The sequence below is a fragment of the Halorussus sp. AFM4 genome (assembly GCF_051194995.1).
Classification (GTDB): Archaea; Halobacteriota; Halobacteria; order Halobacteriales; family Haladaptataceae; genus Halorussus.
Genome location: NZ_JBNTJT010000005.1, coordinates 256,965 through 280,168, shown reverse-complemented (window position 1 = coordinate 280,168; position 23,204 = coordinate 256,965). Strand labels below are relative to the sequence as shown.

Annotated in this window: 21 protein-coding genes and 2 pseudogenes; 11 read left to right on the top strand and 12 right to left on the bottom strand. The window is 55.7% G+C overall.

Annotation, left to right across the window (positions count from 1 at the left end; genetic code table 11):
• Positions 1–19: 19 nt before the first annotated feature.
• From ACQUQF_RS21525 to ACQUQF_RS21505, 5 genes are all read right to left on the bottom strand, one after another.
• Positions 20–1,036, bottom strand: coding sequence for a PhoU domain-containing protein (locus ACQUQF_RS21525; protein ID WP_435181260.1), 1,017 nt, complete (start codon positions 1,034–1,036; stop codon positions 20–22).
• A gap of 156 nt (positions 1,037–1,192) precedes the next feature.
• The gene (gene pstB, locus ACQUQF_RS21520) at positions 1,193–2,062 is read right to left on the bottom strand and encodes a phosphate ABC transporter ATP-binding protein PstB (RefSeq protein WP_435181259.1); all 870 of its coding nucleotides are present in this window, start codon (positions 2,060–2,062) and stop codon (positions 1,193–1,195) included.
• Between the two features lie 11 nt (positions 2,063–2,073).
• On the bottom strand, positions 2,074–2,991 hold the full coding sequence (pstA, locus tag ACQUQF_RS21515; protein ID WP_435181258.1) for a phosphate ABC transporter permease PstA: 918 nt from the start codon (positions 2,989–2,991) through the stop codon (positions 2,074–2,076).
• Entirely contained in the window at positions 2,991–3,935 is a 945-nt protein-coding gene (pstC, locus tag ACQUQF_RS21510; RefSeq protein ID WP_435181257.1) for a phosphate ABC transporter permease subunit PstC, read from the bottom strand. Before pstC ends, pstA begins: the two co-directional genes overlap by 1 nt.
• 87 nt (positions 3,936–4,022) lie before the next feature.
• Positions 4,023–5,081 carry a phosphate ABC transporter substrate-binding protein PstS family protein gene (locus ACQUQF_RS21505; protein WP_435181256.1) on the bottom strand — a complete coding sequence of 353 codons (1,059 nt, stop codon included), beginning with the start codon at positions 5,079–5,081 and terminating at the stop codon, positions 4,023–4,025.
• Between the two features lie 771 nt (positions 5,082–5,852).
• Here ACQUQF_RS21505 and ACQUQF_RS21500 point away from each other — a divergent pair.
• Complete coding sequence (locus ACQUQF_RS21500) at positions 5,853–6,581, top strand: metallophosphoesterase family protein (protein WP_435181255.1); 729 nt, start codon at positions 5,853–5,855, stop codon at positions 6,579–6,581.
• Positions 6,582–6,898: 317 nt separating this feature from the next.
• Here ACQUQF_RS21500 and ACQUQF_RS21495 read toward each other — a convergent pair.
• The 4 genes and pseudogenes from ACQUQF_RS21495 to ACQUQF_RS21480 all read right to left on the bottom strand — a co-directional run.
• Positions 6,899–7,117 (bottom strand): annotated as a pseudogene (locus tag ACQUQF_RS21495) (transposase); the annotation flags it as partial.
• 343 nt (positions 7,118–7,460) lie between these two features.
• Entirely contained in the window at positions 7,461–7,715 is a 255-nt protein-coding gene (locus tag ACQUQF_RS21490; RefSeq protein WP_435181254.1) for a transposase, read from the bottom strand.
• Between the two features lie 571 nt (positions 7,716–8,286).
• Positions 8,287–8,463: a hypothetical protein gene (locus ACQUQF_RS21485; protein WP_435181253.1), complete on the bottom strand. Its 177-nt coding sequence runs from the start codon at positions 8,461–8,463 to the stop codon at positions 8,287–8,289.
• A 381-nt stretch (positions 8,464–8,844) separates the two neighbouring features.
• Complete coding sequence (locus ACQUQF_RS21480; RefSeq protein ID WP_435181252.1) at positions 8,845–9,225, bottom strand: hypothetical protein; 381 nt, start codon at positions 9,223–9,225, stop codon at positions 8,845–8,847.
• Between the two features lie 332 nt (positions 9,226–9,557).
• Between ACQUQF_RS21480 and ACQUQF_RS21475 the strand changes: the two genes are divergently transcribed.
• From ACQUQF_RS21475 to ACQUQF_RS21465, 3 genes are all read left to right on the top strand, one after another.
• Entirely contained in the window at positions 9,558–9,761 is a 204-nt protein-coding gene (locus tag ACQUQF_RS21475) for a hypothetical protein (RefSeq protein WP_435181251.1), read from the top strand.
• 389 nt (positions 9,762–10,150) lie between these two features.
• The gene (locus ACQUQF_RS21470) at positions 10,151–11,068 is read left to right on the top strand and encodes a CHAD domain-containing protein (protein WP_435181250.1); all 918 of its coding nucleotides are present in this window, start codon (positions 10,151–10,153) and stop codon (positions 11,066–11,068) included.
• A 233-nt stretch (positions 11,069–11,301) separates the two neighbouring features.
• Positions 11,302–12,018: a metallophosphoesterase family protein gene (locus ACQUQF_RS21465; protein ID WP_435181248.1), complete on the top strand. Its 717-nt coding sequence runs from the start codon at positions 11,302–11,304 to the stop codon at positions 12,016–12,018.
• Positions 12,019–12,106: 88 nt separating this feature from the next.
• Here the strand turns inward: ACQUQF_RS21465 and ACQUQF_RS21460 are convergent, their stop codons facing one another.
• Together ACQUQF_RS21460 and ACQUQF_RS21455 are read right to left on the bottom strand one after the other, a co-directional pair.
• On the bottom strand, positions 12,107–12,451 hold the full coding sequence (locus tag ACQUQF_RS21460; protein WP_435181247.1) for a hypothetical protein: 345 nt from the start codon (positions 12,449–12,451) through the stop codon (positions 12,107–12,109).
• A gap of 111 nt (positions 12,452–12,562) precedes the next feature.
• A pseudogene (locus ACQUQF_RS21455) lies at positions 12,563–13,253 on the bottom strand (metallophosphoesterase family protein).
• 427 nt (positions 13,254–13,680) lie between these two features.
• Between ACQUQF_RS21455 and ppk1 the strand changes: the two are divergent.
• The 5 genes from ppk1 to ACQUQF_RS21430 all read left to right on the top strand — a co-directional run bounded on the left by ppk1 (position 13,681) and on the right by ACQUQF_RS21430 (position 19,755).
• Positions 13,681–16,056: a polyphosphate kinase 1 gene (gene ppk1, locus ACQUQF_RS21450; protein ID WP_435181246.1), complete on the top strand. Its 2,376-nt coding sequence runs from the start codon at positions 13,681–13,683 to the stop codon at positions 16,054–16,056.
• Positions 16,057–16,220: 164 nt separating this feature from the next.
• Positions 16,221–17,036 (top strand): IS5 family transposase, encoded by an 816-nt coding sequence (locus ACQUQF_RS21445; protein WP_435181245.1) that lies wholly within the window; start codon positions 16,221–16,223, stop codon positions 17,034–17,036.
• A gap of 415 nt (positions 17,037–17,451) precedes the next feature.
• Positions 17,452–18,216, top strand: coding sequence for a hypothetical protein (locus tag ACQUQF_RS21440; RefSeq protein ID WP_435181244.1), 765 nt, complete (start codon positions 17,452–17,454; stop codon positions 18,214–18,216).
• 57 nt (positions 18,217–18,273) lie between these two features.
• A complete protein-coding gene (locus ACQUQF_RS21435; RefSeq protein WP_435181243.1) occupies positions 18,274–18,639 on the top strand; it encodes a hypothetical protein in 366 nt (121 codons plus the stop codon).
• A gap of 12 nt (positions 18,640–18,651) precedes the next feature.
• A complete protein-coding gene (locus ACQUQF_RS21430) occupies positions 18,652–19,755 on the top strand; it encodes a hypothetical protein (protein ID WP_435181242.1) in 1,104 nt (367 codons plus the stop codon).
• 4 nt (positions 19,756–19,759) lie between these two features.
• On the opposite strand, the gene ACQUQF_RS21425 is transcribed toward ACQUQF_RS21430, so the two are convergent.
• Positions 19,760–20,518: a hypothetical protein gene (locus tag ACQUQF_RS21425; RefSeq protein ID WP_435181241.1), complete on the bottom strand. Its 759-nt coding sequence runs from the start codon at positions 20,516–20,518 to the stop codon at positions 19,760–19,762.
• Between the two features lie 387 nt (positions 20,519–20,905).
• Here ACQUQF_RS21425 and ACQUQF_RS21420 point away from each other — a divergent pair, with 387 nt between their 5' ends.
• A complete protein-coding gene (locus tag ACQUQF_RS21420; protein ID WP_435181240.1) occupies positions 20,906–22,156 on the top strand; it encodes an RNA-guided endonuclease InsQ/TnpB family protein in 1,251 nt (416 codons plus the stop codon).
• Positions 22,078–23,178, top strand: coding sequence for a DNA methyltransferase (locus tag ACQUQF_RS21415; RefSeq protein ID WP_435181509.1), 1,101 nt, complete (start codon positions 22,078–22,080; stop codon positions 23,176–23,178). The genes ACQUQF_RS21420 and ACQUQF_RS21415 overlap by 79 nt, the downstream gene beginning before the upstream one ends.
• Positions 23,179–23,204: the final 26 nt, after the last annotated feature.

Genomic DNA, 23,204 nt, shown 5'->3' with positions numbered 1-23,204 from the left:
CTACCGCCGTACCGCATATTCATAGAGCAGATTGAACAGCAATCTCGGCGATGAATATTCCGTTATCGACTATTCGATTCAGATTCTCCAAGATAGAGAGTTGCCAACGGTCTTTTAGTCCAATCTGGTTGCTCATTCGTTGGTCTAGCGCGGCGAGATCCTCCGTGATTTTCTCGGATTCCTCTAACGTATCGAAAACGGCTTCTAAATCTTCGTGGCCCAACGTTACATCTACAGCTCGTCGTACTACGTCGGTGACGTCCAACCCTAATTGTTCGATTTCGGTTTTCAATTTACTCGGCGGAGACTGTTTCATCTGGAGGACAACATTTGCGATATCTTCTGCGGAGTCAGCGATTCGCTCAAGATGTTGAGCTAACATGTAACACTCGAAAATCGTTGGTCGGTCGAGTCCAAGATCGTCTACCGCGTCATACGAAGTCATCGTTCGGTGAAAATAACCTGAGACCATGGCGAAGATGCGATCTGCCTCGGCTTCACGCGTGATAACTCCTTGGCGTGCAAGTTCTGTGTTCTGCTCGACAAATGAAGTTATCGCATCCCGTTGCATGGATAGAACAACGGATTTTAGCCGGACCACCGATTGTCGAAGCGAGATGTCCGACGTATCGAGGATATTTTTCAATGTAATTCTGGTTCCGGTCTCTTCCATAATCTCAATTCCCATGAGCTTCCCAACTGTTTCCCTAACGCACCGTCGCTGATCAGTTGTAAGCTCTTCTGCAGTAATCAAATCAATTTGTTGAAAACCGTTAGCATAGATTGCCCGGATTATCCTCGCCACATGAATCTCGTTTAATCCCTCTATTGGTACCTGTACATACTCTCTCTCCTCGTCCTCTTGGTCCTGTGGATGAAGTAGCAGAGACCCATCTCCGTGGGGTTCGATATAGACTGATGACCCGGCTTCGAGTCCTTGCTCTATCGCCCATTCTTTCGGGAGTGAGACGGTGTACGTCGTTCCTCCGGCGAGCTGGACTTTTCGTGTTACTCGTTCGTTTTGGGAAGCCGTCATCGGGTTAAAGACCGTGGTAATAGACCACACAATTGAATAGTTCTTCAACTGTTTTAACGCTTTGTTGCATATCTCGTCGAACCATTCTTAATTGATAGCATTCAGTTAGAGGCCTCAAGCGCAATTAGAACGAACAGAAGAATACGTCTACCCGGATTACCCGAACTTTCCGGTAATGTAATCGTTGACCCGGCTATCGTCTGGATCCTGGAAAATCTTCTTCGTTGGACCGAATTCAACGAGTTTTCCACCAGTGAGGAATACACCGGTGTTGTGGCTGATTCGCGCAGCCTGTTGCATATTGTGCGTCACGATGACCACGGTATAGTCAGTACAGAGTTCAGCAATGAGATCTTCGATCTCGGCGGTTGCAATCGGATCGAGTGCGCTAGCGGGTTCGTCCATGAGGACAACCTCTGGGTCAACTGAAATTGCCCGTGCGATACAGAGTCGTTGTTGCTGTCCACCCGAAAGGTCGAGCGCACTCTCGTCAAGTCTATCTTTGACTTCGTCCCAAAGTGCTGCGCGCTTGAGTGCTGTTTCCACCTTTTTGTCTAGATTGTCGTCCTTGTTCTGAATTCGCAATCCGTATGCGACGTTGTCGTAGATGCTCTTGGGAAACGGATTCGGGGTCTGAAATACCATCCCGATTCGACGCCGGAGCACAACAGGATCGACGTCGCTAGTGTAGACGTTTCGCCCATCAAAGAGAAGTTCTCCCTCGACGCGAGCGGCTTCTATCAAGTCGTTCATCCGATTGATGCATCGCATGAAGGTGGATTTCCCACATCCCGACGGGCCGATAAGAGCGGTTACCTTGTTCCTCCGGACTTCCATACTGACGTTTTCCAACGCTTGTTCGTCATTGTACCACACGCTCAAGTCGCGCGCTTCGATAATCGGTTTGGTTTCAGCCTCTTGACCCCCCTCCGCGGCTGCCTCTGTGACCTCCGGATCAACCTCCATATCTACTAAGAAGTCGCTTCCGCCGTTCGTGTCCGTGTCAGTGGTGTTGCGTTCGTTCATAGTTCTCGTCGTTACTTCCCCCGTTCGTAGCGGTATCGAATGAGGATCGCCGTCCCGTTCAACAGTAACATTAATCCGAGCAACACGACGACGCTGGCGGCGACCACGCCGAACCGAAACTCCGGCTGAGGGAACGACGCCCACGCAAATATTTGCAGGGGGAGCGCGGTGGCCTTCTCGAACAGCCCCGTCGGCGGACGGAACACCGTCGTCGCCACCCCGATCATGATGAGAGGGGCCGTCTCCCCGATGGCTCGTCCGAGTGCGAGAATCGTCCCCGTCAGGATTCCCGGAAGCGCTTCCGGGAGGACGACGTTGCGAATCGTCTGCCACCGGCTCGCACCCATCCCGTAGGATGCTTGTCGATGGGAATCGGGGACCGACCGGAGTGCCTCCTGCGCAGAGACGATGACGATTGGGAGAATGAGGAGGCCGAGTGTCACCCCAGCCGTGATGACGAGTCCGCGATCCATGTTCAGCGTCTTCAAAAACAGTGCCAAGCCGAGCAGTCCGTAGACAACCGAGGGGACGCCAGCGAGGTTGCTAATGTTCACCTGAATTAACTGCGTGAATCGGTTGTTCGGCGTGTACTCCTCAAGGTAAATTGCGGCTCCTACCCCAACTGGAAACGTCAACAGCGCCATTACGCCGACAACCAATAACGAGCCGATTATCGCTGGATAGATACCCGCGTCTTCCGGGAATCGAGAATACGAATTCGTCAGCAGCTCCCAATTGAGCCACGACCCTTCGGGCTGAAATAGGGCTAACGCGTCAACGGTGACGTAGCCTAGGAGCACGGCAAGCGAGACGATTCCGATGAGGGTTGCGCCTAGTAGAATGACTTCGAACAATCTTCCCCGAAGTTCTTCGTAGGTCCGGGACGCACCACCCTGGAGGAACCCCTCGGCGTCGGTGTCTGTTGCCATTAGCGGTATACCTCCCGATATCGATTGCGAATATACTCTGCGATGAGATTCATGCTGAACGTCATGACGAATAACGTCAGTCCTAGGGCGAACATGGCATAGAAGGCAGGCGTTGACCCCGTAATGTCGCTCAGGCCGATGTTGACCATCGCCGCCGTGATGGTTTCGGTCGATTCGTAGAAGTTCTTCATGACGTCCGGAAAGTATGGCATCTGGGGGCTCTGCCCGGCAGCAATGGTCACGGCCATCGTCTCGCCGATGGCCCGCGAGAGCGCAAGGACATACGATGAGATGACGCCGGAAAACGCCGCTGGCACGACGACCTTCGTAGAGACATCGAACTTCGTGGAACCGAGGCCGTAGGCTGCCTCCCGAAGCGAGTCAGGGACGGAACTGATCGCGTCCTCACTGATCGAGGAGACCATCGGAATGATCATGATGCCGACAACCACGGACGCGCTCATGGCGTTGAACGTTCCGAGAGGAAAGAACGTCCGAAGTGCTGGCGTGATATACACCAGCGCGAAGTATCCGTAGACGACCGTGGGAACGCCAGCGAGGACCTCTAAGGCGGGCTTGATAACCGAACGAACGCGGTCACTAGCGTACTCGCTCAAGTAGATAGCAGCCGCGAGTCCTATTGGGAGCGAAACCAATGCCGACCCGATTGTGATGATCAGTGTTCCGCTGACGAGCGGAAGCACGCCGAACCGGTACGGCTTGATTGCTGGCTCCCAGTGGGTTCCGGTGAGGTAGTCCAGTATCGAAACCCGCTGGAAGAACACAAGCGTATCTCCAATCAGCGCTCCGATGATTCCGAACGTGACGAAGACGGTTAGCGCAGCGCAACTCAACAGGATGTACTTGTACACCCGTTCTTTCCTGACGGCGACTCCGCTGCGCTGGAATGATTGCTCCGTACCCCGGCTAGATTCCCCACTCATTTGTAGTCGTTCGTAATCATGAAAAATTGATTAATCAATCCGCGATCTTCGTCCCCCTGTTCAGTCGGCATCGAAACCGTTTGAAGCTCAATTTGACGTTGTCGTGCCTTCTGCGGTCGTGTTTTCACTTGCGGTGGTGGTCGGTATCGTCGTGGTGAGCTGCCCGTTGATCGCCTGCTCCAGTTTTTGGAGATCGCTCTGGACGTCCTCCTCCGATTGGGGAACGTATCCAATCTGGTTGGCGATGAGTTCCGTGCTATCGGTCTGATTCAGGTAGAACCGAACGAACTCCTGCAGCGCTTGCTTGTTCTGTAGCCGCTGGCTGTTCACGTAAATGAACAGCGGACGTGCAAGCGGATACTCGCCGCTCTTGGCGGTTTCGAGGTTCGGCTGGACGCAGCCATCGCCGCTGTCTATCTGAAGCGTGCGCACGTTCTGAGTCGGGTTATTTTGGATGAACGCGAACGGGACGTATCCCATTGCGTACTGGCTGTCGCCGACGCCCTGCACGATGAGGTTGTCCTGCTCGGTCCCCTCGAAGTCCGACCGCATGCTGTCCTCCTCGCCGACGACCTCTTCTGTGAAGTAGTCGAAAGTGCCAGAAGTCGTGGCCGGACCGAAGAGTTCGAACTGTTCGTCGGGCCAGTCGGAGTTCACGTCGGCCCAGGTCTCGGGCGCAGTATCCGGCGACCAGATCTGTGCCAACTGCTCGGTCGTCATGCACTCACCTACCCAGTCATTCTCGCTGTTGACGATGACAGTCAAGGCGTCGCTGGCAATCTGGAACTCGACGGGCCAGAACCCGGTATCGACCGCCTGCTGAATTTCCTCGCGCGAAATTGGCCGACTCGCGTCGTTGATGTCGCTGTTCCCCGGAAGGAACGCGTTGTTGAACCCGGCACTGGTACCGTCCCGTGATACCGAGATGTTCACGTTCGGATGCTCCCGGGAGAACTCCTCAGCGACTGCGGTCGAGACCGGATAGACCGTGCTGCTCCCCGAAATCGAAATTTCTCCCGACAGTTCTTGGTCCTGCGCTGCGCTGACGTGTCCAGCGACCCCCAGTCCTGCAACCCCCGTTGCGAGCAAGAACTTGCGTCTCGTAGCTGTTCCCCACTCCCCGTTCTCTGACGTGTTAGACGCCATCAACAGTTCGGGCAACCGAAAGCGGAAAAACAGTTGCTATGAGGGATATAGCTCGCCCAATCGGTACCACTAGTACTCCGTTCTGCTTCCCCAAGTACGACCTTGCGTACGTACTCTATTTATCGAAATGTTATGCGGCAGAAATGCATCCACGCCGTCAGCTTGATATTCTCTACAGATGTTAAAGATTTCGTTAGTTGATACGCGAGGATGCCTCAACCTACCTGATTGACTCTGAGAAAATATTAACAGACACCTTGGGCGTCGCAGAGCGTCGTGTACGAGAGTGGAACCTCCTCGCAACGAAGCCGATGAGTTCGCTTTCCGCTAATCCAGACCTCCGATTCTTCGTTTTCTCGTTCCACCCAACCCTCACGCTCCAGTTCCTGAAGCACTTCTATTACTGTACGATTAGGGAGGGAAGTGTCTAGAGCTTTCACCAACTCTTTGGTAGTGAATGCATCCGTGATGAGGGCATACCGAACGGCTTCACTAGCAATCGTTGCATCCCGATGGATGGGCTCTCCCATATGTTACCATATATCATATCACGCTAAGAATCTTTCGCCGCCACTAAAACAAAATTTGACGAAAAAGACATACAGTCACCGAGAATACGATGGATGAATGCGTTGGAGGCCTCAGAGTCACTTGGCATTTTCCCACACGTATATAGACCACATAGTAAGAATTGAATCGTCGCGCCCTCTCTAAGGTACAAACAGCAGGGCTGAGAATCCTGATGACAGAAAGACATCCGGAGGTCTGCAGATGAACCAAGCAACGATTTTTGGCGACATTCACGGAAATATTGCTGCACTAGAAGCCGTCTTCGACGATATGGCAGAGCGCGGTGTCGATCAGAATCTGTACTGTCTCGGCGACCTCGTCGGATACGGGACGTCACCCAACGAAGTCACGGAGTTCGTGCGCTCGCGGGAGATCCCCACTATCATGGGCAACTACGATCAAGGCGTCGGCAACAACAGTAACGACTGCGGTTGTGCGTACGAGACGGAAGATGAGCAACAACTGGGCGAACAGTCTATTAGGTGGACGAACGAACAGATTACGGAGGAGAACAGAGAGTTTCTACAGGGACTGGAATCGGAGATCAGGCTTCAACTCGGTGACCTGCAGGTACTCCTCGTCCACGGCAGTCCGCGTAAAATAAACGAGTATCTGTATGAAGACCGTCCCGATGCCAGCTTCGAACGGCTCCTGGACAACGCAGAAACCGACGTTCTGGTCTGTGGACATACGCACCTCCCGTATCATAAGGTACTGCCAAGTGGACGCCACGTGATCAACGCAGGGAGCGTCGGGAAACCAAAAGACAACGACAATCGGGCGTGTTACGTCGTGCTGTCAGCGGATGGTGAGAAACTCGACAGCGAGTTCATCCGCGTATCGTACGACATCGAACGAGCAGCGACAGGAATCGAGACGACAGCGATGCCCGACGAGTTCGCCGAGATGCTCCGTGAGGGAACGGGATAGGAGGAGTAACCCTGTCTTCGAGCATCAGGATGTGTCAAGGTGATATGAATCAGAGTAGGTTTTCGACCGAACTTTCACCTCGCTAGTTCTCATGAATACAGATATGGTGGAAAAGGTATCCGTTAGTGAAGTTGAGACTACAGCGGGTTTAGCGAGGCTATGATGCGTGGTTTCAGCCGAATCAGTGAACAGAAACTGCTTCAGATCTCTCTTCGTTCGCTTCTTCGTGTCGCACTAGCAACCAAATAGTCGTTTTCCCGAGATTCTCGATAGCGTTGCCACTCGAAAATCTGCGCTGACCCAGAGCGAGGACCCTGCTATCCGATTCCTGTCTCCTTCTTCAGCAGCGTCAATGTGTTATCAGCCGTCACGACCGGCGCGTGCTCGTACTCACCAGTCAACTCGACTTGGACGAGTAAATCCACGGCTCGCCAAATCGAGTACAGCAGACACGCGAACGCGAAATAGAAGAAACGAAGCCCAAAATCCTTCGACGTGGTGGCAGCCATGAACCGTTTGATCGACTTGTACCCGCTCGGCTCTGTTGAAATCCTATTGGTCAAACACTATCTGCGGTGAAACATCCGTTAGGTAGGTGTGCGAACTGACCGCGGTATGTTCCTAAAAATGGCATCGAACTACCTACTGTCTCCCTGTTTAACTCCACGCTGCACCCAGAGCGACACCTATTGCCAAGCCGATAGCCATCCACGGTGCTAAATCGTTCATCGCAACGCCAAGGGCCGCTCCAACTCCAGTCCCGACCGCAATGCCCAGCCCCATCTTGTTTCGGGTCCCATGTTCACTTTGACTTTTGGACATATGGTCTTATACACTTCCTCAGACATTAACTCTATCCACTCTACTTAACGACCGATGTCAGAATCTGTTAGCTGTTGAGGATTTCAACAGAGCCGTTCGCGCTGTTGTTTCGACGGTATTCTGGAGTTCAGTAGTGAAGCGATGGTGCCAGCTGCGCCACAGGGTCGATTGATCGGGCACTGACTCCAAACCTATCCGTTCGCAGAGATCGGGATGTTTGGTGAGGTATTCGACGGGGGCGGTCTCGTAGTCCCAGCCATAGCATTCTTTCAGCAGGAACAGGCGAAACAGTGCCTCCATCTCGTAGCTCATCGACCCTGTGTATCGATCGTGGTGATCGAACTGGACGTATGCAAGCGGCACTGCATGGACGAATGGTTCGACGGCCTCGTGATCGTCATGCTGGAACCATGTTTCCGCAACGAGGCGAACATCCGATTCCAGTGCGGGGAGAGATGAGCGATCGAACAGCGGAGAGGACTCGTACGTCGGCCAGTCGACGTACGATAGCTGGGCAATCCGGCGGAAGACGGTACGGCGAGACTCACGTGTCAAGACCACGATGAGAGGGTGGCGGCGACACGCTCAAGTATTCGTTCAACTGCTCAATACAGAGTAGCGATGTATCGTTTCGATAAGCAACCTACTCGGTCTCTGTCAAGAGCCGCGTGCTGAATGCAGCGCGCGTGCGTCGCACAAGTGTCTTTCGGATATGTCTCTGTTAAATCACGCGTTTCACACAGCCGTCCTCCTTCGAGAAGGGGAATCCTCTACGGAGAGCGGATGCAACCAACAATCAGAGATCGCTTGAGGCTGGCTGACTCAGCAATCATGTCGGTTGCCGACACACAGAGCTCGTGCCGCCGGTGTATCGTGTCGCCCCCTATGTGGTTGACGACGCCACGTTCGCCTCAAACCCCATCCCGTTGATTACGAGAAACGAGAGGAGGAGAATCGCGGCGATGCCGATGAATGCCCACGAGAGGATTTTCCGGGTGGCCGTCGAGAGTCCCAAGCGGCGACCCGATAGTTCGGTGGCGAACAGTGCTCCGAGGAACATAGACAAACCAGCCGTGGCGATTCAGACGGCGCCTAAGGGCGACACAGAAACGAGCAGGAGGCCGTAGGCAAACATCAGACCCCCGACCAACATGCCCGCGATAGGGATGTAGCCAAGCGACCCGCCCGCCCGAGAGGCGACAGGGGTAGTCATGATAACATAACCGTCGTATGAGGATATATCCGTTCCGTGCTGAGTGGTATCTACTGGTCCAGAACCGCTGGACGCCAACGGCCCAGAAACCACAGGCCTGAGTGTGGACTCTACAGTCGCTCGCGAACGGCATTGCTGCACACAGTTGCTAGACTGGCCGATGAGAACACACTGAAACGCGAGTCGGGGTTCGATCAAGACGGGCGGAGCCTGTGACCGGGCGGGAAATCAGTCGGTTGGCTCTTCAACGGACCCGGGAGTTCTGTCCCCCTCGGCTCGTTCGAATAGTTCGGGGCGCGTGGTGTAGAGGAGATATGCAACGCCGGCGAACCCCAGCGCGACGCTCGCGAGGGTCTCCGCAGGGATTTCATCGGTGACGGTCAGCCGCGTAAATCCGAGGACGAATAGGAGGCTCGCACCGGCCAACATGAGCTTGGCGTCGCGGGTGCGGAACTCGCCAGTGTCAGTCCGGACAGCCCGAACCAGTAGGTGAGCGGCAAGGAGACTGATTCCCAGGAATCCGACCACGACGAGCCCTTGCAGAACGGTCAGGAGGAGTTGGTCAGTCACTGCCGTTTGGAGAACTGGGAGCAACCCTTCAGCAATCATGTACATAGGTTGTTCTCTGAAGGCATAAACACCGCCGTGAACGCTGGTAGCACCGGGCAGAACGCGTGGCTCAACGCCCTGTGGAACATTTGTGCACGTTTCCTGTAGCCCGCACACAGGTACTGACAGGTGCTCGGTGGCTTCCCGAGACGCTGCTGGATAGAGTGCGCGAGTCAGTCACTCGAATTTCTCGGTCTTAGTGCGACGTACAGAGTGTACGTTCAGAAACCGGCTACTGATGATTTCACACCGATACAGATAAGCTAGTGAATCAGTAGAACTCCGCTCAATCACCCTCAATTCTATCTTTCTGTAGCTTATAGCGGCGCTTGATGAGCGAAAGAATACTGTCTGGGTATACTGTAAATGAAATAATTTTGCTAGTGAGTATACTTACGACAGCAGTATTCGCCGTTATTATCGCAATAGCTGAGGAGAAGACAGTTCTCTATGCCGGTTTGACCATTGGTGTGGGATTAGTGGCACTTGCTGTAGTGCTCAGTTTTTATGCAAACAATCAGCAAGACGGCAGATGAGTCGCGCCTGTGCTGTAACGGCCAGCTCAAATGGCTCTGATCCCCGAAGTGTAACGTCGGTACTTCCCGACTGGCGTAATCGGCGGAATTGAATCGACGAATTGACCACGAGAAAGTATCTGTATCTAGATGTGTTCAAGATCTGCTCTATTGAGAATGGGAGGCAGCGGCAGGATTACTCCGTAATAGTTTAAGGAAAGTGATACTTTCAGCATCTTGCAGACGAGTCAGTACGTATTGAGACTGACAGTCTCAACTATTGTGGCTGTTCGAGGCACGTGGTAGCGGGGAGACGACCGATTGGATACCGAGATGTCGGGTGTGGGTAAGGCGGCATAGGTCGGTTTTGTACCCAGATATTAAGCGAAAAGAGAGCCACAGTCAGGCTAATGGAATATACGATTCAGCTTGACGAACCGGTCTCTGATGAAATCAAGCGGATCGTCGAGGGCAAAATCGAGGCCGGCATCGAGCACATCGATGGGGATATGGATCGCCACGAAACGGTCCACGAGGTTCGCAAACGCTGCAAGGAGGTACGTGCTGCCGCACGGCTTGTTCGGCCGGTGTTGCCGACATACAGTGAGATGAACGCCCACTACCGGGACGCTGCCCGCCGCATTTCGGACATCCGGGACGCACAGGCTGCCATCGAAACCTTTGATGACCACGTCCGGCCAGCGGCAGATGACGATGGGCGACTCTCAGCGGACACATTGGATGGGATCCAGGAGACGCTCGTCAACCGTCGTGAGGAAGTGGCAGCCGAACAGGATTTTGACCAGCGACTAGCGAACGTCCGGGCGGACTTGGTCGAAGGCCGTGAATACGTCCCCTACCTGCCTATCGCCACGGATGGCTACGATGGCGTCGCCGGTGGTCTGCGGAAGTCATACAAGCGGGCACGCAACCGGATGCCAGAAGCGTACGAAGACCCTGACTTCGAAGCCTTCCACGAGTGGCGCAAGCGGATCAAATACCACCGCTACCACACCCGACTACTGCGGAGTATTTGGGTCGGCCCAATGAAAGCTCGCCGGGCAGAACTGAAGACTCTCTCGGATGTCATCGGTGACGAGAACGACCTTGCGGAGTTCGCTATATTGATGCACGACGAGAACCTGTTCACAGCGGAAACCCGCGTCGTCCTCGACTCCGTTATCAGGGGACGACGGGCTAAGTTACACCGGAGGGGCCGACCATTAGGCGAGCGACTGTTCGCCGAAAAGCCCGACCGACTTGTCGCCCGGTTTGGCCAGTATTGGGGGGCCACCAGAGAGTACGAATATAAAGATTCGAAGGAATAGATTCTTGAAGATAGATCAATATCACTATCCTGCTGCTGGAATTGAACAGTAAGTGGTCCCGACAGCAGTTTCGCATCTGATTTTGTAAAAAGCTTCAGTGTTACACGCCAGGACAGTATGATTGTGTAGTGAGAAGTAGTAGTATATATACCTATTATAAAATTGTTATAGGCCACGACAATGGACAATACAATATCGCCTGTCCGTTTGGGAAACCCCAGCGTTGATCAATTATGCCATTGCCATTAGATTCGACCGATAGTTTGCAACGCGTCCATCAGCGGCTCGACGCTGACCAGTGGGAAGATATCTACATTATCGGAGACGTTCATGGCTGTTTCTCGGAACTCGAGGCATTAGTTGATAAGCTTTCCATAGGGCCGGACGACCTCGTCGTGTTTGTCGGCGACCTCGTCCGCAAGGGTCCCGACAGTTGCGGCGTGCTCGAGTTCGTTATGGAGCGCCCAAATATGTTTACGGTCCGTGGCAACAACGAGCAGAAACTCATCGACGGCGACGCCGAGCTACCGGCACTCGGCCCCAAACACTTCGAGTACATCGAATCGATGCCTGTCATCATCTCGTGGGACGACGTGGCAGTCGTTCACGGCGGCATCGACCATCGGAAACCTCTGGCCGAACATTCCGTCGATGAACTGCTGAATATGCGGTCGCTGGCCGAAGAAGGTGGATACAATCGACCGTTCTGGTTCGAAACCCGCTGCGAGTCGCCACGGGTCTTTTTCGGTCACACTGTCCTCTCCGAGCCCCTCGAGACAGAGGCGACGGTCGGACTCGACACCGGTTGTGTCCACGGCCGTCAGCTCACTGCGTACGATTACCGAGCGTCGCGGTTCGTTACACTCTCCCCGGAGACCACCTACGTGGACCGCAGTTCTGACTCCATCGTGACACCCCAAGCCCAATCGGTTCTGACGGCAAGTGACTGAGGATACTGCCGAGAACGTGTGCATCGGCGAGCCAATGCCGCGCGCCGTACTGACCGACTTCGTCAAATAGTGCCGCAGCAGCCAGCTCTCAGGTAGCGTCCAGATTCTCGACACGTGTGGCAACTAGCACCCGGAAAAAGCGTGCGAGTTCGTGGACAGTCGAGATAGAGTCGACGTACTCGTACCGCGAGAACTCGGTACAGATACAGTCTCCCTCGCGCTTGTACGTCTCAATGCACCCTTCGAGGCGGGTCTGAACAGTCTTCATTTCCCCCGCTGACAGTCCGTCGGCGAGGTCGACCCCGGTCACGTCCTCAACGATCTGCTGGTAGTGGTCGGCGCGCAACCGCCATTCACCGTCCTGCTGTTCCAGACCGGGCAGTTCCGGTGGGTCGCGCCCGTCGATGCCCTCAGTACGGATCCATACTGCCATCAGCATTGAGTGAAACATTGTCAACAATACACAAACGTATTTCGGATTAGATTCGGCGGCTGGCCGGAAGAGTAGTCCTTCGCCCGGCATTTCCCGGACAGACTCAACGATTCAGACTTGGTTCCGGGATGTCGAGATGAACATCGAGTCGTGAGGATCTTCGTAAGCATAGTCCGGTTCGACACTGACGGTTTCGTCGCGATGGAGGTCGTAGGCGGTCAATGCACCGCCGTACACACAGCCGGTATCGAGACCGACGGCATGTGGACCGACGACCGGATCCTCAAGGACAGTGTAACCGAAAAAAAACCCGCGGTGGCCCCTCGTAGCTGTCGAACCAGAACGGCCGTGTGTACCCGCCCTCGGGAGCGAGCGATCTGACGGTCTGTAAGTCCTGGACCGTGTGGTCCACAGGCGGCTTTCGCGGGTCGATACCCGCGTGTGTGACGATCACCTCGTCCCAGGAGACAACTGCCGGAAGCGACGCGATCCAGTCCAACTCGTCTCCGGTGAGATCCGGAAGACGCGTATCGCCTCTGAGGAGTGTCTCCTCGTTGTTCCCGCGGACTGAGAGCATGTTGGGGGACGACCGGACGAGGTCAACCACCCCATGGCTGTCTGGCCCTTTCGTGACGAGGTCACCGACGAACACGAGGAGATCGCCTGAGCCCGGGTTCAGTTCGGAGAGCAGTCTGTCGAGTTCCTCGCGGCACCCGTGAACGTCCCCGATAATGTAGATACGATCCCACTCGGATCCGTCAAGCCGTTCGTGCTGGGCCTCGATATCGTCGTTGAACTCCATACGGCCACTTATTTGATTAACGGAGTCGCTCGGTGAAAAACCGTCGCTGTGAGTTGTTTCAGTATATATTCACACAGAGACCCGAAGTAACAGGCAAACGCCGTTCTGGGAACCGGAGGGTGGATATCCGCTACTGCGTCCGTCGGGAGTTATCCGGATAGTTGCGAACCCGTGTCATCACCACGGTACTCATATATTATTATATACAGATATATAGATGAACGTAGACGTATTAGCAAGACGTTACTGATCGCTCTCGATAGATATGGCTGAGATGTCTCACGGCCCGCTCATCTGCAGAGACTGTTACACCGAGTCGGAGATCGAAGCGGTTTCCCAGGGATCACAGACGGACACTGACGGCGGACTGACGTGTCCAAACTGTGAGAGTACGTCGTTCGGTGTCTGACAAGAGCTAGAGAAGACGATGGCAGACGAACCGACGGCAAAAGGCGAACCTGACCTCTCGAAGCCAGAATACTACCTGAACCGCGAGCTTTCGGAACTGGAGTTCCAGAGCCGTGTTCTCCACGAGGCGGAGGACGACCGCAATCCCCTGTTGGAACGGGTGCGGTTTCTCGCATATTTCACGAAGAACACGGATGAGTTCTTCATGAAGCGGGTCGGTGGGCTCAAACAGCAGATCGAAGCTGATATCACAGACCGGTCAGTCGACGGCCGTACACCTGAAGAACAGTTGCGGGAGGTGATTGAGAAGGTCCGGCCGATGTTCCAGCGCCAGACAGATGTCTGGGAGAACGAACTTAGGCCGGCGCTCGCCGATGCGGGCGTTCACATCTTCGATTACGGTGATCTCCCGGAAGATAAACAGGCCGACATCCGGGCGTATTTCAGGGAATCGATCCTTCCGACACTCACCCCGCTCTCGTTCGATCCAGCACACCCGTTTCCCTTCATTTCAAACCTCTCACTCTCGCTCGGGATCCTGACCCGGCGCGGGGACGACGCCGAACCCACGTTCACCCGCGTGAAGGTTCCGCCGAACCAGCCGCGTCTCGTCGAGGTTCATCGCGAGGGTGACGAGTCCGCGTACGTCCTCATCGAGGACGTCATCGAGGCGAACCTCGACATCCTCCTCCCGAACGTTGAGATCATCGACGTCTCGAAGTTTCGGTTGACGCGCAACGCCGAGATCAGGCGGGACGAGGAGGTTGCGGAGGACCTCATCGACGCCATTGAAGACCTGATCGAACAACGCCGGTTCGCTAAGGTGGTCCGACTTGAAGTCGCCGATGATATGCCCGACCGGAGTCTGGACCTCCTCGTCGAGCAACTCGACATCGAGAGACGGGAGGTGTACTACCGGTCCGGGGCGATTGACTACGAGGATCTCTTCGCCCTCACAGACCTCGACCGGCCAGACCTGAAACCGCCGGCGTGGTCCCCCCAACCCCATCCCCGTCTGAATCCGATGCGGACGGAAGCCGATATTTCCGATGACAACTCGGACATCTTCACGGAAATCAAGCGTGGAGATTTACTGGTTCACCACCCGTACCACTCCTTCGAGACGACCGTCCAGCAGTTCCTCAACGAAGCGGCGACTGACCCTAAGGTATTGGCGGTCAAAGCAGCGATCTACCGAACTGCGAGCGACTCGAAGGTAATCCAGAGCCTCATTGACGCCTCGGACAACGGAAAACAGGTCGCTGTGATGGTCGAACTGAAAGCCAGGTTCGACGAGCAGAACAATCTCGAATGGGTGCGTCGGCTCGAAGAAGAGGGAATCCATGTTGCATATGGAACTGTCGGATTAAAAACACACACCAAAACCGCGCTGGTGGTCCGGCAGGAAGCGGACGGCGTTACCCTGTACTCACACGTCGGCACGGGGAACTACCACTCCGAGACAGCGAAGGGATACGTCGACCTTGGCATTCTCACCGCCGACCGTGACATCGGGCAGGATCTGGTCAAGGTGTTCAACTTCTTTACTGGACCCTCGCTGGACGAAGAGTTCCGCAAGCTGCTCATTGCTCCCGAGACGATGCGAGAGAAGTTCACCGAACTCATTCGTCGCGAAGCCGAACACGCGAAGGCTGGGCGTGGCGGCCGCCTCGTCGCAAAGGTAAACGGTCTCGAGGACCCTGAGATCGTCGCGGAGTTGTACCGAGCATCGATGGCAGGGGCAGAAATAGATCTCTTTGTCCGGGATATCTGTCGCCTCCGTCCCGGCGTGGACGGCCTCAGTGAGAACATCACGGTCCACTCCATCGTCGGACGGTTTCTCGAACACTCGCGGATCTTCTATTTCGAGAACGACGGTAATCCGGAGTGGTACATTGGGAGTGCCGACTGGATGACCCGGAACCTCGACCACCGCGTGGAGGCCGTCGCTCCGGTCGAAAGCCCGACGGTTCGTAAACAGCTTCGGTTCATTCTCAGAATAATGTTCACAGACAACCGTCGGCGGTGGGTAATGGAACCTGACGGGAGTTACGAGCAGGTACACCCGGACAGCGACGAACCGATACGAGACACTCAGTCGATCCTTATGGAACAGACTCGGTGCGCAACAGACGGTACGACGAACCAAGGCGTAGTCATAGACGACCACTTCATTGACGAAGACCTGCTGGTTGAACCGTCCTCAAGGGCGAACAACGACACCCGTCCACCAGGAGATGACGACAATCCAGAGGTGCTGGACGCCCACTCTGAACACTGGTACGTCCCTGACAGTGACCAATACGCCTACGCCGTCCGAACGCCCGAGGGCGACCGTCGATATTTCAAAACCCAAGAGGGTGCCACACAGTTGCTCGAGCGGCTCTACGACTAACTCTGAGCGAGGGCCCTGGATTATTCAGCACTGAACATCTGTGTCGGGTATCAGATAGCAGACGACGACCTCGGGCTGAACCATCTAATTATGCTCCGTTGAATGACGACGCCCTCTGTGGGTTGGATCGCTGATTTCAGGTGATTTGGACGCCGTCTTGCGATATGGGGCGTCTCAGAAACCTCTCACAGACGTTTCACGAGTTCGCTACGAACCACGTTGAGGAATCGGACGTACCCGCCGTCGCCGATGGCGACGACGGGTACGACAAATCCACGAAGATCGCGCTGCTCTTGCTCAAAGAGGAAGTCAACAAACTGCTCCGGCAGTTCGAAGACTATCTCAACGAGATGCCGAGAATCCTTGACGTGTTCGGGCTTGAGAAGTCTCCTGATTACACGTCGTTCAGCGTGTGGGACGGTGAATTTCCGATGCGAGAGTTGCGCCGCCTGCTCCGCCGGTCAGCGGAGCAGGCGGGCCTCTCAGGAACGGCGTCGATTGATGCGAGCGGCTTCCAGCGAGATCAGGCCAGCTCACACTACCGAAATCGTGTCGGCTACTCGTTCAATGCCATGAAGACAACGCTGTTCGTTGATACGGAGTCACTCGCCATCATGGACGCTCATTTCACGACGAAGAAAGCCTATGACGGCCATATTGGGCTGCAGGTCTTTCGGCGGAACGCCGAAGACCTGCAGGCACTGCTGGCTGACAAGATGTATTCATGGAGTGATCTCCGGGAAGCCTGTCGTGACGCGTCAACGCGTCCAGTGATCAAACACTGCGAGCAGAATGCACTCAAGAAGGCTCACAACGCTCGAATTGACGACGAAGTCTACAATCAGCGGTCGATGAGTGAGACGGTGTTTGCGATGCTGAAGGACGATGGCGACGAGATCCGCTCCCGGAGCTGGCACGGCCAGTTCCGGGAGCTCACACGGAAGTGCATCGTACATAACCTCTCGCAGGCGGCGAGTTAGGGCTCGCCGCCTGCTTCCCTTCTCCGGACGTATCCAGGAGAGGCATCGCCATCGTCCATCTCAGACTTCACGCGGTATCTTGTGAAACTGATGTTTTGATCACCGTGCACGTCGGCTGAAATCGAATTATCCGATCTCAGAATCTGTCGATAGAGCGTAGGTACTGGCGGAAATCTGAATGTCACAATGTTGATTCCGCCGCCATCTTGCGTTCAACACTGCAAAGTTAGTCGTCCAGACGGTCGGTCACGAGAAAACTCGGTTCCCCCTTCTCGCAACCCAGTACACGGTGTGGCCCGACAAGACTGTCGAGTACACCGAACTCGAGAGCGACCCGCAACACCCAGACAAATCCGGCGACCAGTAACCCGGCTGTTGTTCTCGCACCAGCAGCCCCGCATTTCCAGATAGACACATGTCCACCGAAACTACCACGGCAGCCCCCGACGAGAGTCAGACCGACGTATCGAGTGACAACGACGAAGACACCATCACGACGCTCAAAGATCAAGCACCGGCGTTCGAGTGCTATATCACGGAAACCGCGACGGTCAACGTCTCGAAGTCCATGAACCTCGACCCGGTCGAAGGCCGCATCTTCGAGGACGACACGTACAGTCGGCCACACTGGGATACGGTCTCGGTCGAAGACTACTACTGTAGCCACTGCAGAGAAGAATTCGAGACGGAAGAAGAGGCGAAGAGCCACCTGAAGCGTCAGTACTACCGGTGGCGGGCAAAGTACCAGCTTCCGGGGATTCCGGGGTCGACGACTGAAGAAGTAGAGGGAACACTGACGGTGGACGACGAGCTCGAGGAGTTCGACGTCGATGGCCTGCCGGTCGTCGGAGCGACCAACAGCAGCCGGAGTGCAGCAGTCGTCAGAGACGGGGTCAGTGGGCTCATCGCGACGAGCCGCCGAGCGTACTCGATCCCCGAGAACTTCGAGTTCGACGATTGGGAGCCCCTGGACGACGGCCAGCTCACCACCCCAGATGGAGCGCCCCGGCTCAAGAAGCGCCTCCTGAAGAAAGCCATCGACTACCTCTCGACATCGTACAACCAGCCGTACGATCCCGAGAACTACACGCTCTACGACCGTGGCAACAGTGTGTTCCTACTCGTCGCGAACGGAGAAGCGATCGTGATCGCGCCGACCGTCACCAAATCCTCGTCCTGACCTCACTACTCCGCCACCGCAGAGCAGTTTGTTACTCTCAGTCAGAGCGAGAGAGTCATGTCCCTAGATGCATCCACACGGTCGAGTCGTTCCGATGCGGTCCAACTCCCGCTCCCGGCCGAGAATGGACTGTCCTCGGTCGCGCCCGTCGTTCAAGAGACGCTCGCAGCGGTCACGCGCCGACTCATGGACGACGGGATGCCTGAAGGGACCGGTCCAGAGCTTCGAGACCGAGTTCTCCTGGCACTCGAGTCCGAGTGCGAGGAAGTGACGGTCCCGGACGTCCGCGAGTTCCGGGTCATCACGGACGTCGACGAGGCAGCATCGTACCCCGACGTCCTCCGAATCGTCGTACAGGAGGTCCTCCCTCACGTCTTCGAGAGACCAGTAAGCCACGGCGATCAGCCGATTCTCAGCCAATAACAGAGAACACCGATGAGTTTCGATACCAGCAGTCAGAACACGACACTGAACCGATACGGTTCGACCAGCACGAGTGAAGCGTCAGCGACCGCGGGGCCAGGACAACCAATTCCTGACTCTATCGAGCCGCTCACGCTCACTAACCCTCCAAGCCGGCCCGATACTGACGTTCCCGAGTGGAAGCACAACCGGACCGAGCACGGGCTCTCTCTGAAGAGTTTCAAGGGCGCTGGGTTCGTCGGCGGAAACGGAGATCTTCAGGTCGCCTCGCACGACGGACGGTGGATCGTCGACGGTAGCGTCAGGAAATACATCGAGGCGCACGGCGACCGAATCTGGCCCATTCCAGAGACATACACGGCATTCAACGAGTTCCCGCGATACCTCGCCCGGATGGACGGCGCGCTCCACCGATACGGATGGGGAATTAGCGCAGACCAGCTCGAAAAGACGCTCCGGCTGTTGACCGGCGGCGGACGGTACGACGCGACCGAGTACACGCTGTACGCCTGCTGTGAGAAACCGTACGTGCTTGCGGGCCCGGAAGGAGCGGTCCTCTCAAAAATCGGGCTAGTCCATCGCCCCGACCACGAGTACAATCGTCCGAAGGAACAGATCGGTGTTCCCGGTGGCCAAATCACGGTCGAGGAAGCGAACGAGGACATCTTGACCGGCATCTCGCGGTTCGCCGCGATTCTCGACACGCACTTCGATCGACGACTCGTCTCGCACACCGGGTCGCCGCGAGCAGCGCAGGGTCGGCACTGGTTCGAGACTGCCAGTGGCGACTCGGTTGCCGTCGACGCGGGAGAACTCGAGACGCTCGGCCAGCTTGCGACCACGCCGGAAGACGTCTCGGTGTATCAGGGGACCGAGGTCGACCTTCCCGTCGGGGACCATACTGCAGAGGTGTCGTGGACTGACCCGTCGTATCAGGTCGGTGAGCGCAATCGAGGAAGCCCAATTGTGGGCTACGAGTTCGTCTGGGGACGCCGACCAGGCCTGACGTACTCGGCGGAAATCCACACCCACTGGCTGTACGAAGCAAAGAATCACGGTCACTTCCAGTACAAGATGAATCACTATACGACTCGGCTGAAGACGGTAGAGGTCTGAGCGATTAGACGCGCTCAACTATTTTATCGGACGACACCGTTTTTCGTTGATATGTATCTCCCCTACCTTGCTCTATCTCAAGTTTGAAGCTCGTGTTCCCCGCAATAATCCGTTCGATCGTCCAAACACTGCCATCGCGGTGGCGGACCTCATCGCCGATATCGAAATCATTGACAGACCACCCACGAGTCATTTCGTCTAAGACCAGTTCTTTGAGTTCATCGAACAGTTCTGGCTGCTCTTCTCGGAGTACATCGATATCTTCTGGAAGCCGATCTTGGATTCGTCGACGAACACGATTTGCGGTGCGGCGTTGAGCGCTCTTATCTGCATCAAGTTCTCCCCGAATAATCCCCCGCTCTGCATCCGATAGTAGTGCTTGAAAGCTTTGAGAATTCTCTTGGCCCTCAGAATCCGCTCCGACTCCCGGGACTGTTTCCATCCCTAATCCAAGAAGGAGATGGCGAATGCTTTGGACTTCGTGATGGACCTCGTCAAGAACCTCTACCCGTTCACGGACACCAGACTTGTTCGCAAGAACCTCGGTATCGTGTTCTAAGTCGTCCAATTCGTTAAACACAGGAAAGAGTACGGCTGCTGAACCTCCATGTCCGTACAGTACGGAAGCATACTCTTCGGCCTTGAAAGGGCCTGAAACAAGCTCTTCTATCGTGCCATGAGGGATGCGGTCTTCTGCTTCAGACCCAATCTCTCTGATTTCGTTGATTCGTTTCTCTGCAGTATCTTCTCGATAGACGTCCATACGTTATTTCAAGAGGTGGTGGGTTGTATATCTTCACCCGTAAAGGTCACCGCCCTTGCCTGTTTCTCACTCTCCGTTAGAGTAGGAGAGTACCATGCCTGCTTCTTGCCCCCTCGACGAAGAGCCCGTGTACTCAACCCGGTACGGGTCCGCCTACAGTGGCGACAGCCGCGAGCTACTCGCGAAGCTTCCCCCGAATTCTATCGATCTGATCGTCACTTCGCCCCAGTACGGGCTCGTCGCCCAGAAAGAATACGGGAATCCAGACGCGACCGATTACGTCGACTGGTTCTATCCGACACTTCCCACACAAACCACCGTCGATGGCAGGCCGGATATTCCACGCTAATCCACATCATTAAGTAGAATTGTCTACATAGACTATGTATGGCGACTGAGGCCACGCGTACCTACGTTGGTTCCATTCAGAACCAGCATCAGGTCTGCGATGGCCTCGACTCGCTCGGTGATTCCGCCTCAAAAATCTGGAACGTCGCACGTTGGACAGCCGACCGCATCTGGAACGCAATCGGGGAGATTCCAGACGAAGGGGCGCTGAAATCGTACATGAAGAACCAGCCGTGCTGGAAAGACTTGAATGCACAATCCAGTCAGAAAGTCATCGAAGAACTTTCCGACGCTTTCCAGTCGTGGTTCGACCTGCGACAGAAAGACGACAAGGCGAATCCGCCAGGCTACCGCAAACACGGCGACACTCGACCCCGTAGTACGGTCACGTTCAAAGAAGACGGCTTCAAACACGACCCCGAGAACAACCGCGTCCGACTCAGCAAAGGCTCGAACCTCAAAGAATCGTGGTCGGACTTCATCCTCTGTGAGTATCAAACCCGTCCGGACATTGACCTCTCGGAAGTCAACACGGTGCAGAACGTTCGCGCCGTCTGGAACGGCGACGAGTGGGAACTGCACTTCGTCTGCAAAGTCGAACTCGAAACTAACGACTCCGCAGGCGACGAAGTTGCAGGCATCGACCTCGGCATCACGAACATCGCCACGGTCGCGTTCCCCGACGAATACGTCCTGTACCCCGGCAACTCGCTCAAACAGGACAAACACTACCTAACGCGATCCGAGTACGAGACTGAGGGTGAGAACGGCCCGTCGGAGAAGTCGATGTGGGGGCGTCGAAAACTCGCAGAACGCGAGACACACTTCTACCACACGCTTACAGATACCATCATCACGGAGTGTGTTGAACGCGGTGTTGGCACGCTCGCGGTGAGTTGGCCCGAAGACGTGCGAGAGTCAGACTGGGGCAAGACGGGGAACAAGAAATTACACTCGTGGGCGTTCGACCGCATCTACCAGTATCTTGAATACAAGGGCGAGATATATGGCGTTGAGGTGTTGAAGGAGAACGAGTGGGACACCTCGAAGACCTGCTCACGGTGTGGTGACGACACGAAGTCAAATCGTGTCAAACGTGGCCTGTACGTGTGTTCGTCGTGTGAGTTGGTAGCCAACGCGGACTGTAACGGGGCGGAGAATATGCGTCAGAAGATAACTCCGAGTCCTCATGGAGAGGATAGGAGTAACGGCTGTGTGGCACAGCCCTCGGTACACCTGTTCGACCGCGAGAGTGGGATGTTCACCACGAGAGAACGGGTCGTATCGTAGACCGGAAAATATCCCACCTGCGGTACGGGAAGCCCCGCCGTTTACGGCGGGGAGGATGTCACCCGTTCGCGAAGGCCGCCGCTCAAGTCCTCAAGCCCGAGGGGAATTTCATCATCAACGTCGACGGTGCGTTCCAACCTGACCAAGCCGTCCGAACGCTGTACCAGTATCAGCTTCCGCTCCTACTGACGGGGAGCAACAATATCGACGTAACGCCAGTCACAGACCAGGACGACACCACCGGTGCCTACGAAGTCGCCTCGACCGACGAAACCCGGACGCCGCCCGAGATGTTCGATCTCGTGCAGACATACTACTGGTTGAATCCTGCCCCTGACCCGAACACGGCCCAGGAATACGTAAAGAATAGACGGACGAGGGCGTTACCGTCGATGGAGTTCTGCTTCTGGTTTACGCCGGCAGGAAGCCCGCCAGCGCTCAATTCGGACGGGTTCGGCGACGATCACGACCTGCGGCCCGACCCCGACGAAGGCTGGATGATGAACGGCGACCAGCCGATGAACATGTTCGTCGAAGCGCCTGCAGGGATGCCGGTACCCGACCACGGACGAGACATGGGGGAAGTGACGCTCCAAGACGCAGGCCGCGAGCGTAGGCGTGACACCCACGGTCCCAGTGAGACAGCCGGGGACAGCGAAGAAGCACTCTCGAATCAACAGCTACTCGCTCAGGAGCCGAACATCCTGTCCATCGCGAACACCGCGTGGAACACCCACTACCTTCGAGCCTGTCGGAAGCTCGGTCGCGACCCCCACCCAGCACGGTTCCCCCACGCCCTGCCAGAGTACTTCATCAAGCGAGCGAGCGAACCGGACGACGTCGTGCTCGATATCTTCGCCGGGTCGAACATCACGGGGATGAAGGCCGAAGAACACAACCGCCAGTGGCTTGCGTTCGAGCGCGACCACGAGTACCTCGCCGACTCTGAGCTCCGGTTCCAGACGTGGAGCGAGATCGAGATGGAGGCAGACGAGGGCCAGGCGTCGCTCACGGGGTTCTAACAGTGGTTTATGGGGTCCCTTTGAGG

Bases quoted from the DNA above. Each gene is read 5' to 3' on its own strand.
- ACQUQF_RS21525 (WP_435181260.1), bottom strand. From the start codon at position 1,036: ATGACGGCTTCCCAAAACGAACGAGTAACACGAAAAGTCCAGCTCGCC.
- pstB (WP_435181259.1), bottom strand. From the start codon at position 2,062: ATGAACGAACGCAACACCACTGACACGGACACGAACGGCGGAAGCGAC.
- pstA (WP_435181258.1), bottom strand. From the start codon at position 2,991: ATGGCAACAGACACCGACGCCGAGGGGTTCCTCCAGGGTGGTGCGTCC.
- pstC (WP_435181257.1), bottom strand. From the start codon at position 3,935: ATGAGTGGGGAATCTAGCCGGGGTACGGAGCAATCATTCCAGCGCAGC.
- ACQUQF_RS21505 (WP_435181256.1), bottom strand. From the start codon at position 5,081: ATGGCGTCTAACACGTCAGAGAACGGGGAGTGGGGAACAGCTACGAGA.
- ACQUQF_RS21500 (WP_435181255.1), top strand. From the start codon at position 5,853: ATGAACCAAGCAACGATTTTTGGCGACATTCACGGAAATATTGCTGCA.
- ACQUQF_RS21490 (WP_435181254.1), bottom strand. From the start codon at position 7,715: ATGAGCTACGAGATGGAGGCACTGTTTCGCCTGTTCCTGCTGAAAGAA.
- ACQUQF_RS21485 (WP_435181253.1), bottom strand. From the start codon at position 8,463: ATGTTCCTCGGAGCACTGTTCGCCACCGAACTATCGGGTCGCCGCTTG.
- ACQUQF_RS21480 (WP_435181252.1), bottom strand. From the start codon at position 9,225: ATGATTGCTGAAGGGTTGCTCCCAGTTCTCCAAACGGCAGTGACTGAC.
- ACQUQF_RS21475 (WP_435181251.1), top strand. From the start codon at position 9,558: ATGAGCGAAAGAATACTGTCTGGGTATACTGTAAATGAAATAATTTTG.
- ACQUQF_RS21470 (WP_435181250.1), top strand. From the start codon at position 10,151: ATGGAATATACGATTCAGCTTGACGAACCGGTCTCTGATGAAATCAAG.
- ACQUQF_RS21465 (WP_435181248.1), top strand. From the start codon at position 11,302: ATGCCATTGCCATTAGATTCGACCGATAGTTTGCAACGCGTCCATCAG.
- ACQUQF_RS21460 (WP_435181247.1), bottom strand. From the start codon at position 12,451: ATGGCAGTATGGATCCGTACTGAGGGCATCGACGGGCGCGACCCACCG.
- ppk1 (WP_435181246.1), top strand. From the start codon at position 13,681: ATGGCAGACGAACCGACGGCAAAAGGCGAACCTGACCTCTCGAAGCCA.
- ACQUQF_RS21445 (WP_435181245.1), top strand. From the start codon at position 16,221: ATGGGGCGTCTCAGAAACCTCTCACAGACGTTTCACGAGTTCGCTACG.
- ACQUQF_RS21440 (WP_435181244.1), top strand. From the start codon at position 17,452: ATGTCCACCGAAACTACCACGGCAGCCCCCGACGAGAGTCAGACCGAC.
- ACQUQF_RS21435 (WP_435181243.1), top strand. From the start codon at position 18,274: ATGTCCCTAGATGCATCCACACGGTCGAGTCGTTCCGATGCGGTCCAA.
- ACQUQF_RS21430 (WP_435181242.1), top strand. From the start codon at position 18,652: ATGAGTTTCGATACCAGCAGTCAGAACACGACACTGAACCGATACGGT.
- ACQUQF_RS21425 (WP_435181241.1), bottom strand. From the start codon at position 20,518: ATGGACGTCTATCGAGAAGATACTGCAGAGAAACGAATCAACGAAATC.
- ACQUQF_RS21420 (WP_435181240.1), top strand. From the start codon at position 20,906: ATGGCGACTGAGGCCACGCGTACCTACGTTGGTTCCATTCAGAACCAG.